This window comes from Rhizobium sp. Root1334, assembly GCF_001426665.1.
Classification (GTDB): domain Bacteria; phylum Pseudomonadota; class Alphaproteobacteria; order Rhizobiales; family Rhizobiaceae; genus Pararhizobium.
Map to the genome: position 1 here is coordinate 202,794 of NZ_LMEY01000004.1, position 13,225 is coordinate 216,018.

12 protein-coding genes are annotated in these 13,225 nt (G+C 58.8%); 2 read left to right on the forward strand and 10 right to left on the reverse strand.

Going from position 1 to position 13,225, the window contains the following annotated elements:
* Position 1: 1 nt before the first annotated feature.
* From ASD36_RS10210 to ASD36_RS10230, 5 genes are all read right to left on the reverse strand, one after another.
* Positions 2 to 1,027 carry an ABC transporter permease gene (locus ASD36_RS10210; protein WP_060503145.1) on the reverse strand — a complete coding sequence of 342 codons (1,026 nt, stop codon included), beginning with the start codon at positions 1,025 to 1,027 and terminating at the stop codon, positions 2 to 4.
* On the reverse strand, positions 1,024 to 1,821 hold the full coding sequence (locus tag ASD36_RS10215; protein ID WP_060503146.1) for an ATP-binding cassette domain-containing protein: 798 nt from the start codon (positions 1,819 to 1,821) through the stop codon (positions 1,024 to 1,026). Before ASD36_RS10215 ends, ASD36_RS10210 begins: the two co-directional genes overlap by 4 nt.
* Before the next feature lie 79 nt (positions 1,822 to 1,900).
* Positions 1,901 to 2,842, reverse strand: a complete 942-nt coding sequence (locus tag ASD36_RS10220; protein ID WP_060503147.1) for a substrate-binding domain-containing protein — start codon at positions 2,840 to 2,842, stop codon at positions 1,901 to 1,903.
* 127 nt (positions 2,843 to 2,969) lie between these two features.
* Positions 2,970 to 3,590 carry a cupin domain-containing protein gene (locus ASD36_RS10225; protein ID WP_060503148.1) on the reverse strand — a complete coding sequence of 207 codons (621 nt, stop codon included), beginning with the start codon at positions 3,588 to 3,590 and terminating at the stop codon, positions 2,970 to 2,972.
* A 393-nt stretch (positions 3,591 to 3,983) separates the two neighbouring features.
* The gene (locus ASD36_RS10230) at positions 3,984 to 5,333 is read right to left on the reverse strand and encodes an MATE family efflux transporter (protein ID WP_060510000.1); all 1,350 of its coding nucleotides are present in this window, start codon (positions 5,331 to 5,333) and stop codon (positions 3,984 to 3,986) included.
* Between the two features lie 428 nt (positions 5,334 to 5,761).
* Here ASD36_RS10230 and ASD36_RS10235 point away from each other — a divergent pair, with 428 nt between their 5' ends.
* Positions 5,762 to 6,163, forward strand: coding sequence for a hypothetical protein (locus tag ASD36_RS10235; RefSeq protein ID WP_060503150.1), 402 nt, complete (start codon positions 5,762 to 5,764; stop codon positions 6,161 to 6,163).
* Between the two features lie 190 nt (positions 6,164 to 6,353).
* On the opposite strand, the gene ASD36_RS10240 is transcribed toward ASD36_RS10235, so the two are convergent.
* The 5 genes from ASD36_RS10240 to ASD36_RS10260 form a co-directional block, all read right to left on the reverse strand.
* Positions 6,354 to 8,264 (reverse strand): sugar phosphate isomerase/epimerase and 4-hydroxyphenylpyruvate domain-containing protein, encoded by a 1,911-nt coding sequence (locus ASD36_RS10240; protein WP_060503151.1) that lies wholly within the window; start codon positions 8,262 to 8,264, stop codon positions 6,354 to 6,356.
* The gene (locus ASD36_RS10245; protein WP_060503152.1) at positions 8,261 to 9,148 is read right to left on the reverse strand and encodes a shikimate dehydrogenase; all 888 of its coding nucleotides are present in this window, start codon (positions 9,146 to 9,148) and stop codon (positions 8,261 to 8,263) included. Before ASD36_RS10245 ends, ASD36_RS10240 begins: the two co-directional genes overlap by 4 nt.
* 66 nt (positions 9,149 to 9,214) lie before the next feature.
* Positions 9,215 to 10,228 carry a TRAP transporter substrate-binding protein gene (locus ASD36_RS10250; RefSeq protein WP_060503153.1) on the reverse strand — a complete coding sequence of 338 codons (1,014 nt, stop codon included), beginning with the start codon at positions 10,226 to 10,228 and terminating at the stop codon, positions 9,215 to 9,217.
* Between the two features lie 67 nt (positions 10,229 to 10,295).
* Complete coding sequence (locus ASD36_RS10255) at positions 10,296 to 11,576, reverse strand: TRAP transporter large permease subunit (protein WP_060503154.1); 1,281 nt, start codon at positions 11,574 to 11,576, stop codon at positions 10,296 to 10,298.
* Between the two features lie 10 nt (positions 11,577 to 11,586).
* The gene (locus tag ASD36_RS10260; RefSeq protein WP_060503177.1) at positions 11,587 to 12,147 is read right to left on the reverse strand and encodes a TRAP transporter small permease; all 561 of its coding nucleotides are present in this window, start codon (positions 12,145 to 12,147) and stop codon (positions 11,587 to 11,589) included.
* Between the two features lie 286 nt (positions 12,148 to 12,433).
* On the opposite strand from ASD36_RS10260, the gene ASD36_RS10265 reads away from it, so the two are divergent.
* Positions 12,434 to 13,072 (forward strand): TetR/AcrR family transcriptional regulator, encoded by a 639-nt coding sequence (locus ASD36_RS10265; protein ID WP_060503155.1) that lies wholly within the window; start codon positions 12,434 to 12,436, stop codon positions 13,070 to 13,072.
* The last annotated feature ends 153 nt before the right edge of the window (positions 13,073 to 13,225 follow it).

The following is a 13,225-nucleotide window of genomic DNA, read 5'->3' on the forward strand; positions in this document are numbered from 1 at the left end:
CTTACTTGCCCCGGACAGCGCCGCGGAAGAGACGGAAGTTGAGCCAGACCGCAATCAGGATGATCGTGCCCGTAACGATCGGCGTCAGGAACGGCGACATATGGGCAAGGATCAAACCATTGGCGATGACCGCAACGGTCAGAGCGCCAAGAACCGTACCGACAACAGTCCCCCGCCCGCCGAAGAGGCTGGTGCCGCCAAGCACCACGGCCGCGATGACTTCAAGCTCGAAACCCTGCCCTGCGTTGGACGATCCCGAACCGAGGCGGGCGGTGACGATGATCCCGGCCAGTGCCGCGGCTGTGCTGGAGAGGATATAGACGAACATCGTGGTAAATCGTGTGTCGATGCCTGCACGGCGCACCGCTTCGGCATTGGCACCAATGCCGGTGACATAGCGGCCAAATGGAGTTTCGTTGAAGACGATATAGGCGATCAGCAGGACCACAAGGGCGATCAGCGCCGGCACGGGAACGCCGAGGAACCAGGACCTGCCGATGACGGTGAAAAAGCTCGCCGGATCGACCGGGATAGAATAGCCGCCGGTAATCAGCAGCGCCAGACCACGGATGACCGAAAGCCCCGCCAGCGTGACGATGAAGGCCGGAATACGCTCATAAGCAATGAAGAAGCCGTGGATGGCGCCAATGATGACCCCAAGCAACAGCATCAGGAGAATGACCAGTGGCCATGCGAGCCCCGCCTGCAATGCCGTTGCCGACAGCGTGGCAACCAGCGCCAGCACCGAGCCGACCGACAAGTCGATGCCGCCGGTGGTGATGACGAAGGTCATGGCGGCAGCGACGATCAAGAGCGGCGCCGACTGGCGGATGATGTTCAGCAAGTTCGGCGCGGTCAGGAAGGCATCGGTGATGACCGAAAAGACAACGCAGACGACGAGAAAGAACAGGGCGATCGACACGACGCTGCCGTTGGCCAGCAGCTTGTCCCAAAGTGTTGCCTTGCGCAGGCGGGACGGTGAGACGTGAGAACCGGCATGCCCGGTTTGGGTTGAAGGCATGCTCATGCGGAAACTCCGGTTTCGTTGCCGTGCCGGGCGGAACGGGCTGAAAATTTGCGCCCGACGATCAGGTTGACGACTTCCTCGATGCTGGTCTCACTGATCAGCCGTTCGGCGACATTGCGGCCTTCGTACATGACCTGGATGCGATCGCAGACCAGGAACAGGTCCTGCAGGCGGTGGGTAATCAGAATGACGCTGACACCGCGGGCGCTAACCGTTCGGATCAACTCCAGCACGGCTTCGACTTCCGCCACGGCAAGCGCTGCCGTCGGCTCGTCCATGATGAGAACCTTGGGTTCGAACGAAGCCGCGCGGCCGATGGCGATTGATTGACGTTGGCCGCCCGACAGGTTTTCGACCTTCAACCGGGTATCGGCAATGACGATGCCGAGACGATCGAGCATCTCGCGGGTAAGCCCGTGCATCTTCTTGTTATCGAGAAACGGTACGCCGAGAATGCGGCGGCGCGGTTCGCGGCCAAGGAACAGATTGCCGGCCACATCCACCGTGTCGCAGAGAGACAGGTCCTGATAGACCATCTCGACATGAGCGGCGCGTGCATCGGCTGGCGATGAAAAGGAAACGGCCTTGCCGTCGATCTCGATGGTGCCGCTGTCTGGAATGACGGCGCCTGAGAGCACCTTGCTCAGCGTCGACTTGCCGGCGCCATTGTCTCCGACCAGTCCAAGGACCTCGCCGGGCTTCAGCGTCAGCGAGACATTGTCCAGCGTCTGAATAGGATTATAACGTTTCGAAATACCGGTCATCCGGACGCGGTAAGGTGTGCCGTCGGTCATGATGGGTTCTCCCCGATTGCCTGAACGGGCATGGCCAGCTTCCTCAAACCGGCCATGCGGGATGATGCGGGAAAAACCCTTACTTGAACATGTCCTTGAACTGGGCAACGTTCTCCTTGGTCACGATCGTCACCGGAACATTGATGATCGGCTCGATGGTTTCGCCTTTCTTCAGCTTGACCAGCGCTTCGACGGCAGCCTTGCCTTCGCCGGCAGGGTCCTGCTGAACGACGGCGGTAACCCAGCCTTCTTCGATGCCCTTGACGGCTTGCGCGGTCAGGTCCCAGCCGAAGATCTTGACGTCCTTCTGGCGGCCCTGGCTTTCGACAGCCGAAACGGCACCGATCAACTGCGGCTCGCCGGTTGCGTAGATCGTTGTCATGTCGGGGTTGGCGGTCATCAGGTTCTCGGCAGCACCCAGCGCAATGTCCTGCTGGTTCTGGCCGTCAACGGTGTCGAGGAAGGTAACAGCCTGACCGCTATCGGTCACAGCCTTCTTGAAGCCGTCAAGCCGCTGGTTCTGAATGAAGGAATTGAGCGCACCGATAATACCGGTCTTGGCCGTGCCGGACATCTCCGTCTTTACGTATTCGGAAAAGTACTTGCCAATGTCTTCGCCAGCTTTGGCATTGTCGACGCCGATAAAGGAAATGTTATCGCCTTCCGGGATTTGTGCATCGATGGCGATGACCGGAATGCTGGCAGTCTTGGCCGCTGTAATGGCAGGTTTCACGCCATTGACGTCGATGGCGACGAGAATGATGCCATCGACCTTCTGGGTGATGTAGTTTTCGATCGCGTCGTTCTGTGCGGCAGGCACGTTGTTGGCGTTGAAGATCACCAGCTTGGCACCGGCAGCATCCGCAGCTTTCTGCGCACCGTCATTGATCTGGTTGAAGAACAGGGCCTGCTGATTGATGGTGACGAGCGCAAATGTATCTGCGCTGGCGGAAGCGACACCGACAGCCAACGTCATGACGACGGCGGCAGTGCTGCGGATCAAAAGTTTGGATAGGCGCATTCGGGTTCCCCTTGTTTTCGGAAAGGCCCGTAGCCGGGCTCATCAAGCGCTTGAGCGCCAGGATATAATTCAAGAGACTTGAATTTTTGTCAAGTCTCTTGAATTTAACTTTTCGAGGGGAACTTACTCAGAATGTGGCTGGTGTATTGACCCAGAAGATGCTGGCGCGCTCACGGCCGGTATTGCGATAGTGGTGCGGCAGTTCGGAATTGAAGACGAAGGCATCGCCGGTCGCAAGCATGAAGCTCTTGCCGTCGACAATCAGTTCTATTTCACCGGCAAGCAGATACCCGACCTCTTCTCCGGCATGCTGGATGGGACCGGCGCTTTCACCCTTCTCCTCGATGTGATGGATATTGCACTGAAGCAGATGCCCGGCCGAATAGGGAATGATCCGCTCCAGCGAAATCCCCTCGCCGCGACGCAAAGGGTCAAGCGCGATCAGCGGCCGCGTACCGGCGCGGAAGATGATTCCTTCCTCTCCATCGGACTCCTCGAACATCCAGCCAATATTGGTATCCAGTGCGCCAACCAGACGGTGCAGCATCGGCAGAGACGGCGATGCCTTGCCGTTTTCAATCTTTGACAACAGGCTTTCCGAGCAATTGGCTGCGTCGGAAAGTGCCTTCAGCGTCATACCCCTGGTTTGCCGTGCAAGCCGTAGGCGGATGCCCAGACGGACTGGATTGGCGGTTTGAGCATCGTCATCGATGTGATTTGCCGCCGTCAAATCAAGCCCTTTTTTCATGCGATTTTTGTCTTCTATTGCTAGGAGCGGGAACACTCGGATATTTTCACGAGGGAACCATCTACCGGCTTGCCCGTCGTGACCAAGCTCACGAATACCACTTCCCTTTCATCGCAATCAAGTCACTTGAATATTCAATATGGATGAATCTTCGGCTCGGCTTCAAGGTGGTTCTTCTCTGGAGCAGAGCGCCGTACCGGCAAACATGTCGCGGCGCTCAAGGTGCAAATGCGAATTGAGCTACAGATAGTGGTCAGCGCCGGGGACTGAGCCGCTTGCACAATCGCTTCATGGGATCCGTCCATCCCTTCAAACATCGGCCTTGCCGGCCTGGAAGTCACGGCGATGCGACGGGCAGGAAGCCTTTGAATGGGTGAGGATGCCGCCTGTCGCCTACGCGTTGTCTTCTCGTATCCGCACAAGCCGGAAAAACCGTGCTGGCAGAATGATGGCACTCATGGAAAGACCAGCGGCAAATCCAATCCACACGCCCAGGGGGCCTACGGACGTGTGAAAGGCCAGGAAATAACCCAGGGGCAGGGCCAGCAGCCAATAGGAAACGATGGACACAGCAGACGGCCACTTGGTGTCGTTCAGCCCACGCAGAGCCCCCAGCCCGGTGGACTGCAATCCATCCACCACCTGCATTAGCGCGACCACGATAAACATGCTGGACGCCAGTGCGACAACAGGCGGGTCCCTGCTCAGCAATTCGGCAATGGAGCGGCCCGCAAAGATCAGCGCAACCGTGGTGGCCAGCATCCACAGCGCCACAAAGCCAAAGGTTGCCATGCCGATAGGCCGGAGCCGTTCCGGCTGCCCCGAGCCATCGGCCTGTGCGATGCGGATAGCAACGGCAGTCGCCATTCCGAGCGGCAGCATGTAAAGGGTCGCGCCAATCGAGTTGACGATCTGGTTGGCGGCGAGCGCGCCTGCGCCAAACCAGCCGAGCATGAAGGTTGCCATTGCGACGGCCCCGGCCTCGGCGAGATAACTGATCCCCAGCGGCAACCCCTGTAAGAATTGCTGCCAGACACCTTTGCCCGTGACCACCGCCCGCAAGCGGAAACGGCGCATCGCCAATGCCCGGCGCCAATAGAGATAGGCAGCGGCAAGGGCGATCGTCTCAGCCAGAACACTGGCGATACCCGAGCCGAGAATGCCAAGAGCCGGTATGGGGCCGAGACCGTAAATCAGCAGATAGTTCAGCGGCACATTGATCGCGACGCCGAAGAATGCAAACCCGACCGCCAGCCAAGGCCGGTCCGTGGCGTCAAGCAGGGACTTCAGCACCAGAAAGACCGAAAAGGGCAGCATGAACAGCGCCATCGGCACCCAATAAAGCCACGCCTGCGTCTCCGGCAGGCCCATTACCCGCACAATCGGCATCAGCGCCAACATGATCGTGGCCGCCAGAGCGCCGCATATCAGCGCCGTCATCATGCCATGACGGACAGCCGAGCTGACCATCCGGGCATCTTTCGCCCCAAAGCCGCTGGCCATCGATATGCCGACAACCGAAATCACCCCGTAAAGCATCGCCGTCAGCAGCATATGAACCGCCATGACGAGCGAGACGATGGCCAGAACCTCGGTTCCAAGCGGCGACAGCATGATCGTGTCAGTGATGCCAATCAGCGAGCTTGCCGATAGTCCGAGGACCAGCGGGACAGACAGCTTTATCAGCGAAGGCAACTCGGAGATGATACGGCCAAAATGCAGTTTCTTGTCAGACGGGGCCATGAGCCTCTTCTATCCTCGGTTAGTAGTGCTTCCGCGATCCTCTTCGGCGAACGATATCCGAGCGAATCTGCAACGCATCGCGCGCGGCCACTTCACTATCAGATTTCAGCTGTTTTCACTGCCTCATAAAGAACCCAACCGGCCGCATGTTCCCGTGAGCAACGACCAGCGTAAGCGCCAGCGTTTCTCACCGTTCGCGTCTGCGAATGTCCATGGCAACTACGTCCTCACAGGACATATCCGATCAGGCAAAAGCTGAGACAAGACCGATTTTCGCGCGCTTTTGCGCCTTGGCGAGCAGCAATATACTCCGGCACCAATGTAAGAAACGGAAACACTTTGTGACTAAGTGCTTCCGAAATCAGCTGTTTTTGACTTGCCGCGCGCATGCGCATGAAGGATATTGCTCCCACGTCAAGGAAGCGATCATGATTAGAATGATACAAGACCCGGCTGAACTTTCCGGCGAAGACATTACTGGAAAATATATTCTGCGCAGGCTGAACTACCACTGGTTCGCCTACGGCAAGGCCGCTATCGTGACCGCCTGCAAAGGGACAATCCTGCATCTAGAGCGCGAAGAGACGGTTTATTCCGAGCGCTGGGCGCGCCGCGCCTATAGCGGTAACGGAAAGAGATATCCCGGCGGGGTCTGCCCGATTTCAGCGGTTGCTTGCGTTTGCGACACAGCGGATGAGGTGAATGCCGTAATCCAGCTGGATGTGGAAGCACAGGATGAATTCTACCAGCTGATCGCCAAGGCCGATGCCAGGGTTCACGCATTGGCCTCGTCATCGCAGAACAAATTGTATCTGGCCGCGGCCGAGTAAGGCCGTTGACACAGAGTATCCCGCGACCGTTTTTTGAACCGGTGCGGCATTCGGCCGGACACTCTTCTTTTCGAAGCCCTTTCCCACATCGGGCGAACATCCTGACGGCTCAATCGAGTTTCAGACCGGTCTCTCGTACCCCGCGGGCTACGTCGTCCTTCCTGCCCCTTAGACGGCTTCCTGATCCGGGTCAGTGTTTTTGCCACTCCCTTGCAATGACCGGCATGCCATCGGGCCGGATCTGCTTCTTCAGCGCAGCGATGCGGAAGATCGCGTTGGCAGCACCATAGCCGCGATAGCCGCGCCGTTCGACGATCTCGAAGAAAAAGCCCTCGCCGTAGGTGCCACTGTAGAGCTGGAAGAACTCGCCGTGCTCGTCGCGATCGTAGAGAATGTTTTCCGCCTTTAGCCGCTCGCTCAACTCGGGTTCGAGGCCGAAGCGGGCTTCGACATCGTCGTAATAGTTGGGCGAAATGTGCAGCGGCCGGAAACCATTCCGTTTCAGCGCTGCAGCCGTTGCAAAGATATCATCCGTGTTGAAAGCCAGATGCTGGATGCCCGAACCGAACGTTTCGGCGATGAAGTGGCCGGCAAGCGTGCGCCGGTTTTCCGCCCCATTGAGCGTGATGCGCAAGCTACCTGCCGCATTCTCGATGACCTGGCTGCGCACGACGCCTGCCGGATCGATGATATCCACCATCGGTGTCTTTTGCGTCTCGAAAATCGAGGTGTAGAACAACAGCCAGGTCAGCATTTCTTCATAGGCGACAGTCTGGGCGATATGATCGATGGCACGCAGATGCGCCGGCTGGCTGTCATCCTCATTCGCGACAGCTACGAAATCGATGTCCCAAATGCGGCCAAGATCAGTCTTTTCATCGAGCAGATAGATCAACCCGCCGCCGACCCCACGAATGGCCGGGACTTCCAATTCTCCAGCGCCAACCGGCTGGCTGAAGGATTCAGCCCCAAGCGCCACCGCCCGGGCCATAGCCTCTTGCGCATCATCCACAATGAGTGCCACTGCATAGGCCGATGGCCCGTGTACCGCATAGGACGCATTGGCAAAGCCTGCACGCTCGGTATTGACCAGCAACCGGATATCGCCCTGGCTATAGACCGTCACCTGCTTGGTCCTGTGCCGCGCAGTGTTGCGGAAGCCAAGCGTGCGAAGAAGCGCGATAAGGTCCGTCGCAGCGGTTTCATCGACAGAGAATTCCACGAAGCCGATGGCCTTCACCGGCGCACGCCCCGGCATGTCGGCAACAGTAAGCCCCGAAGCATTTGGATTGCGCCGGACGCGGTCACCAAGCGTAATCAGCGAGCGGTAACCATCGGCCGCAATCGCCTTTGCAGACCCACCACGGAACTGGTCATTGAAGATTTCCAGCGAGAAGTAACCATCATAGCCCGTCTCAGCGATCGCGCTGGTAAAGGCCGTGACCGCCAGATCGCCTTCGCCCGGCATGTTGCGAAAGTGGCGGCTCCAGTAGAGCAGGTCCATGTCAATCAGCGGCGCGTCTGCCAGCTGGACGATGAAGATTTTCTCCTTGGGGATGGAGCGGATCGAATTGATATCGATCTTGCGCGACAAGGTATGGAAGCTGTCGAGGATCAGGCCGATGTTCGGGTGGTCGGCGCGCCGGACGATTTCCCAGGCATCCCGATGGTCGAAGATATGTTTTCCCCAGGCAAGTGCTTCGTAACCAACCTTCAAACCGCGCTTGGCAGCCCGCTCGCCGAGTTCATGAAAGTCCGCCGCGGCCCGGTCGATGCCGCCGAGCGACACCGGCGACACGTTAGAGCAGACCAGTACAAGGTCGGTACCGAGCTGCTGCATGATATCAAACTTGCGCTCGGCACGATCGAAGGTGCGCGTACGATGCGGTTCCGGCATGCCCTCGAAATCGCGGAAGGGCTGAAAAAGCGTGATCTCCAACCCATGATCACGTACCATCCGCCCGACATCCGCCGGGCTGCCATCAAAGGCCAAGAAATCATTCTCGAAGATTTCAACACCGTCAAAGCCTGCCTTTGCAATCGCAGCCAGCTTCTCCGGCAACTCGCCGCTGATCGATACAGTCGCGATGGAGGTCTTCATTGCAGATCCTTGCTCGGCCGGCTGCCGGATGTCAGATTGTCGAAATGCCGCATCATCCGGTAGGCATCCGGCTCGCGGCCCGTGAAGAGGCTGAACGCGCCGACGGCCTGGAAGACGGCCATGCCGCCGCCGTTCAGCACCCGGGATCCCCGAAGCTTTGCCGTCTTCAGCAGCTCGGTTTCCAAAGGAAAATAGACGATCTCGGCCACCCAATGGCGAGCTGAAAGCAATTCCGGCGCAAGCGGCATACCCGGATATTTCGCCATGCCGGTCGGGGTCGCATGGATCAGACCGGATGCCGATTGCATCGCCACCGCGAGGTCACCGGATGCCTCAATCGTAGCTTTGGGAAACAGCACCGACAGGGACTGCGCCAGATGAGTTGCCCTTTCCGGATCCAGATCAAACACGGTCAGGTTCTTCAAGCCTAGCGACAGAATAGCATAGGCGGTGGCAACGCCAGCGCCGCCTGCTCCGATCTGAACTGCCGACTTGAGATCGGCATCGGGCAAGCCGCGCCGAAAACTTTCGGCGAAACCCCACCAGTCGGTGTTGTGGCCGTATCGCCGGCCTCCCTTCAGGACGACGGTGTTCACGGCGCCCAACGCGCGTGCTTCGTCTGAGAGTTCATCGAGATGAGGAATGACCAGCTGCTTGCAGGGATGGGTGATATTGAGACCGCTCAAACCTTGCTGTTCGGCCTGACTTAAAAGTGCGGGCAGACTGTCCGGTGTCAGGCCGCGCTGGGTGAGATCGATCAGTGCGTAATCGTAGGCAAACCCCTGCGCCGCGCCTTCCTGCATATGCATCGCCGGTGTCAGCGAAGCCTGGATGCCCGAACCGATCAAGCCGGCCTTTAAGGGTTTCAGACGTGTTTCGACCATTGCAGCAGGTTCCGTAATTGTCAGAAAAGATGGGCCGGCCCACCTCAAGGCGGGCCGGCGAAGGCATTACTGGCCGCGGGCAGCCGCAAGCTCCTTGAAGAGCAGCGACACAGTGTCGGGGCCGATTTCGCCGCTGAACTTGTCAACCAGCGGCTTGACGGCATCGCGCAGCTTCTGCGTCTCTTCCGGGCTGAGTTCGGAAACTTCCATGCCGGTGGCCTTGATTTCGGCCATGGCTTTGGCGTCCACTTCGCGCGAGACCGTGCGCTGATAGTCGCGGGCTTCGATCGCCGCCGACTGGATGACAGCCTTTTCCTCGTCGTTCAGCTTGTCCCAGAAGACCTTGCTGATCAGCACGATCTGCGGATTATACTGGTGACGCGTCACCGTCATGTACTTCTGCACTTCGAAAAACTTGGCGTTGAGAATGTTGGCCGCCGGGTTTTCCTGGCCGTCCACAGTGCCGGTTTCCAGCGCCGTGTAGAGTTCAGTGTAAGGCAGCGGCACGGCATTGGCGCCGAGGCCATTGAACAGCTCGATCGGGATTGGCGATTGCAATGTGCGGATCTTCAGGCCCTTGATGTCTTCCAGCTTGGTGACCGGATGACGGTTGTTGGTGAGATTGCGGAACCCCAATTCCCAATAGGCAAGGCCAACGAGGCCGGTGTCGGGCAGCTTGTCTGACAGGCTCTTGCCGAATGGCCCGTCCATGATCTTGTCGGCCTCTTCGCCGCTGTTGAACAGGAATGGCAGGTCGACAGCGCCAAATGCCTTGACGTTGCTGGCGAGAATACCGGCGTTGAGCACCAGCATCTCGACGACGCCGCCCTGAAGCGACGAGACCGTCTGCACGTCGCCACCGAGCACACCGCCCGGGAACAGTTTGACGTCGATCTTGCCGCCGCTCTTTTCCTTGACGATCTCGGCAAATTTTTCCATGCCGGTAACCTGCGGATGGCCTTTGTTGTTGGCGCTCGCAAATTTCAGCGTGGTTTCGCGGATTTCAGCCGATGCAGTCCCCGCCAGCAGCATGGCGGGCAGAGCGAGCCCCAATGCCAGTTTCATCATCTTGTTCAACATGCTTTCCTCCCAGATTTTGGCCGGTGGTTCCCGGCCGGTTGAATGGTTTTCAAAGCGCTCCTCCGCCTCAATGCCCGAACCATGCGACCGGCGCGGTCACCAGCTGCGGGAACAGAACGAGGAGGAAAAGTACGATCAGCTCGGCGATCAGGAAGGGCATGACACCCTTCATCAAATCCTCCATCGACAGCTTGGACACGCCGCAGATGACATTGAGCACCGTGCCGACAGGCGGCGTGATCAAGCCGATGGAATTGTTGATGATGAACAGGACACCGAAATAGACCGGGTCGATGCCCGCCTGCTTGATCACTGGCATCAGCACGGGCGTCATGATTAGGATCGTCGGGGTCATGTCCATGGCAGTGCCGACCAGCACGATCAGCACCATGATGGCGATCAGAAGCAGCGTCTGGTTGTCCATCAGCGGCTCCAGCAGCGCGACCAGATCGCCGGGCACATCCGCAACCGTGATCAGCCAGGCGGAGACGGCAGCACAGGCAACCAGGAACATAACGATGGAGGTGATCTTTGCTGCCGCCACGAAGACGTGAAACACACGCGACGGTGGCAGTTCGCGGTAGACGACCATGGCGACGAACAGCGAATAGACGGCGGCAACAACGCCAGCTTCCGTCGGTGTAAAGACGCCGAATTTCAGGCCGAAGACGATAATCACCGGCAGCATCAGCGCCCAGATGGCATCGACGAAGGCTTTCATGCGGACTGCGCCACTCTGCCGGGGCGGCAGCGCGAACTGCTCCTTGCGCGCCACCAGCAGCCAGGTGACGCAGAGCGCCAGCGCAATCAGCAACCCCGGAACGATCCCGGCCAGGAAGAGCTTGGTGATCGATACGCCGCCGATAACCCCGTAGAGAATGAAACCGATCGAGGGCGGGATGATCGGACCGATGACTGAAGCGGACGCCAGGAGACCGCCAGTGCGGGCCGGATCATGGCCGGATTTCAACATCATCGGGTAGAGCAGTGCGCCGAGGGCTGCAGCATCCGCCACCGCGGAACCTGAAAGGCTGGACAGGATGCAGGCAGCAAAAATTGCCACGAAACCCAGCCCGCCGCGCACATGGCCGACCAACGCCATGGCAAGGTTGACGATGCGGCGCGACAGGCCGCCAGTATTCATCACCTCGCCCGCCAGGAGAAAAAAGGGCACGGCCATCAACGGAAAGCTGTCTGCACCATTCATGACGTTCTGCGCGACGATCTGGGCATCGAAAATGCCCATGTACATCATCAGCGCCACGCCGCTGATGATCAAGGCGAATGCGATCGGCACACCGAGCGCCATGGGGCCGAGAAGAGCGCCGAGGAAAATTGTCAGGGTCATGGCGCTCTCCTCAGATCTTCGCGCCGGTGACGGCTTGTGGTGCTGGGTGATCCTCAAGAGGCATCTGCTCTTCGCTGTCACGGACGAGTTCGGCGGTGGTCACATCGATGCGGCCGGTCGCGACACAAAACATGTCCCAGAGGATGATCAGGAAGGTGGGGATTCCGAAGGCGAGGCCCGCGCCGTAAAAAAACCCCATGGACAGGCCGGTTGCCGGCATCGTCGCCGGCAGGTTGATCAGCATTTGGGTCCAGCTGCCGCTGATCATCAGCGCGGTTGCCAAAAGCATCAGCCCTTGCCCTGCCAGAACGGCCAGCTTTGCGCCGGTGAGCGGCAGGCGTTTGATCAGCGAATCGACGCCGAGATGGCCGTGTTCGCGCATGGCGACGACGGCGCCGAGGAATGTCAGCCAGATGAAGAAGACCCGGGAAAGCTCTTCGGACGAGGTGATACCCTGGTTGAAGGCATAGCGCAGCACGACATTACCGAACACCAGAATGACCATGGCGGCGAGCAGAAGGGCGATGATCACCTTCAGCACAAAAAAGTAGAATTCGATAATGCGTGTCATGCCTGTCCTCCCGAGATGGATTCCGCCGATGGCGATGTTTGGCGTGCGCTGCATCAGCAACGGCTGCACATTATCGTAACGGGATATCCGTGCCGGTGCCTCCTCCTCAGGGACATTCGGCGTAATTACAAAATGTACGAACTGGTACGTATGTCAATAGGCATCTATTGAAAGCGGCCTGCAAGCTGACTATGAGTTGATGGGCATACCGGGTAGCCGGATGCAGATTCCCGTGTTGGAGACACGCGGACTGGGCGAACGAGGCGCCGGGAGGGAGCGGCGAAGCATGGCAAGCAAGGCTGAAAACGGCAGGAAAAACGATCCGCAACGCACCCAGGAAAATATCCTCGAGGTGGCGACGGAGGAATTTTCCACACATGGTCTCGCCGGCGGCCGCGTCGACGCCATCGCCGAGCGGACCCGCACGTCCAAGCGCATGATTTATTATTATTTTGGCAGCAAGGAGGGACTCTACCTTGCCGTTCTGGAGCGTTCCTACCGCAAGATCCGCACGCTGGAAGCGGACCTCCAGCTCTCCAATCTGGAGCCGGAGGAAGCCCTGCGGGTGCTGATCTCGACCACCTTCGACCATGATGAAGCGCATCCGGATTTCGTCCGGCTGGTCAGCATCGAAAACATCCACCACGCCGCCCATATGCGGCGCTCGGAGGCAATCCGCGACCTGAATGTCTCTGTCATCGAGACGATCGCCGGCGTTCTGGAGCGCGGCGTCAACCAGCGCGTTTTCACCCGCCAGGCCGATCCGATCGACATCCACATGATGATCAGCGCGTTCTGCTTTTTCCGCGTTTCCAACCGCTATACGTTCGGCTCGATCTTCCGGCGCGACCTCTCCGAACCCGGCACGATCGACCGTCACCGGGCGATGATCGCCGATGCCGTCATCGGTTACCTGAAAGGTTGAACCCAGCCTTGCTGATATCTGCGTGTCTCATGGCTGCCGCTTGCCGGGCTTTGGCTTGTGGCGTTATCATTGCCGCTTGTGTTTTGTGGCCATTAACGCACAAAAGCCCGTGTCATTTCTGATCACGGGCTTTTGTTTTTTGTTTGGTTGCGG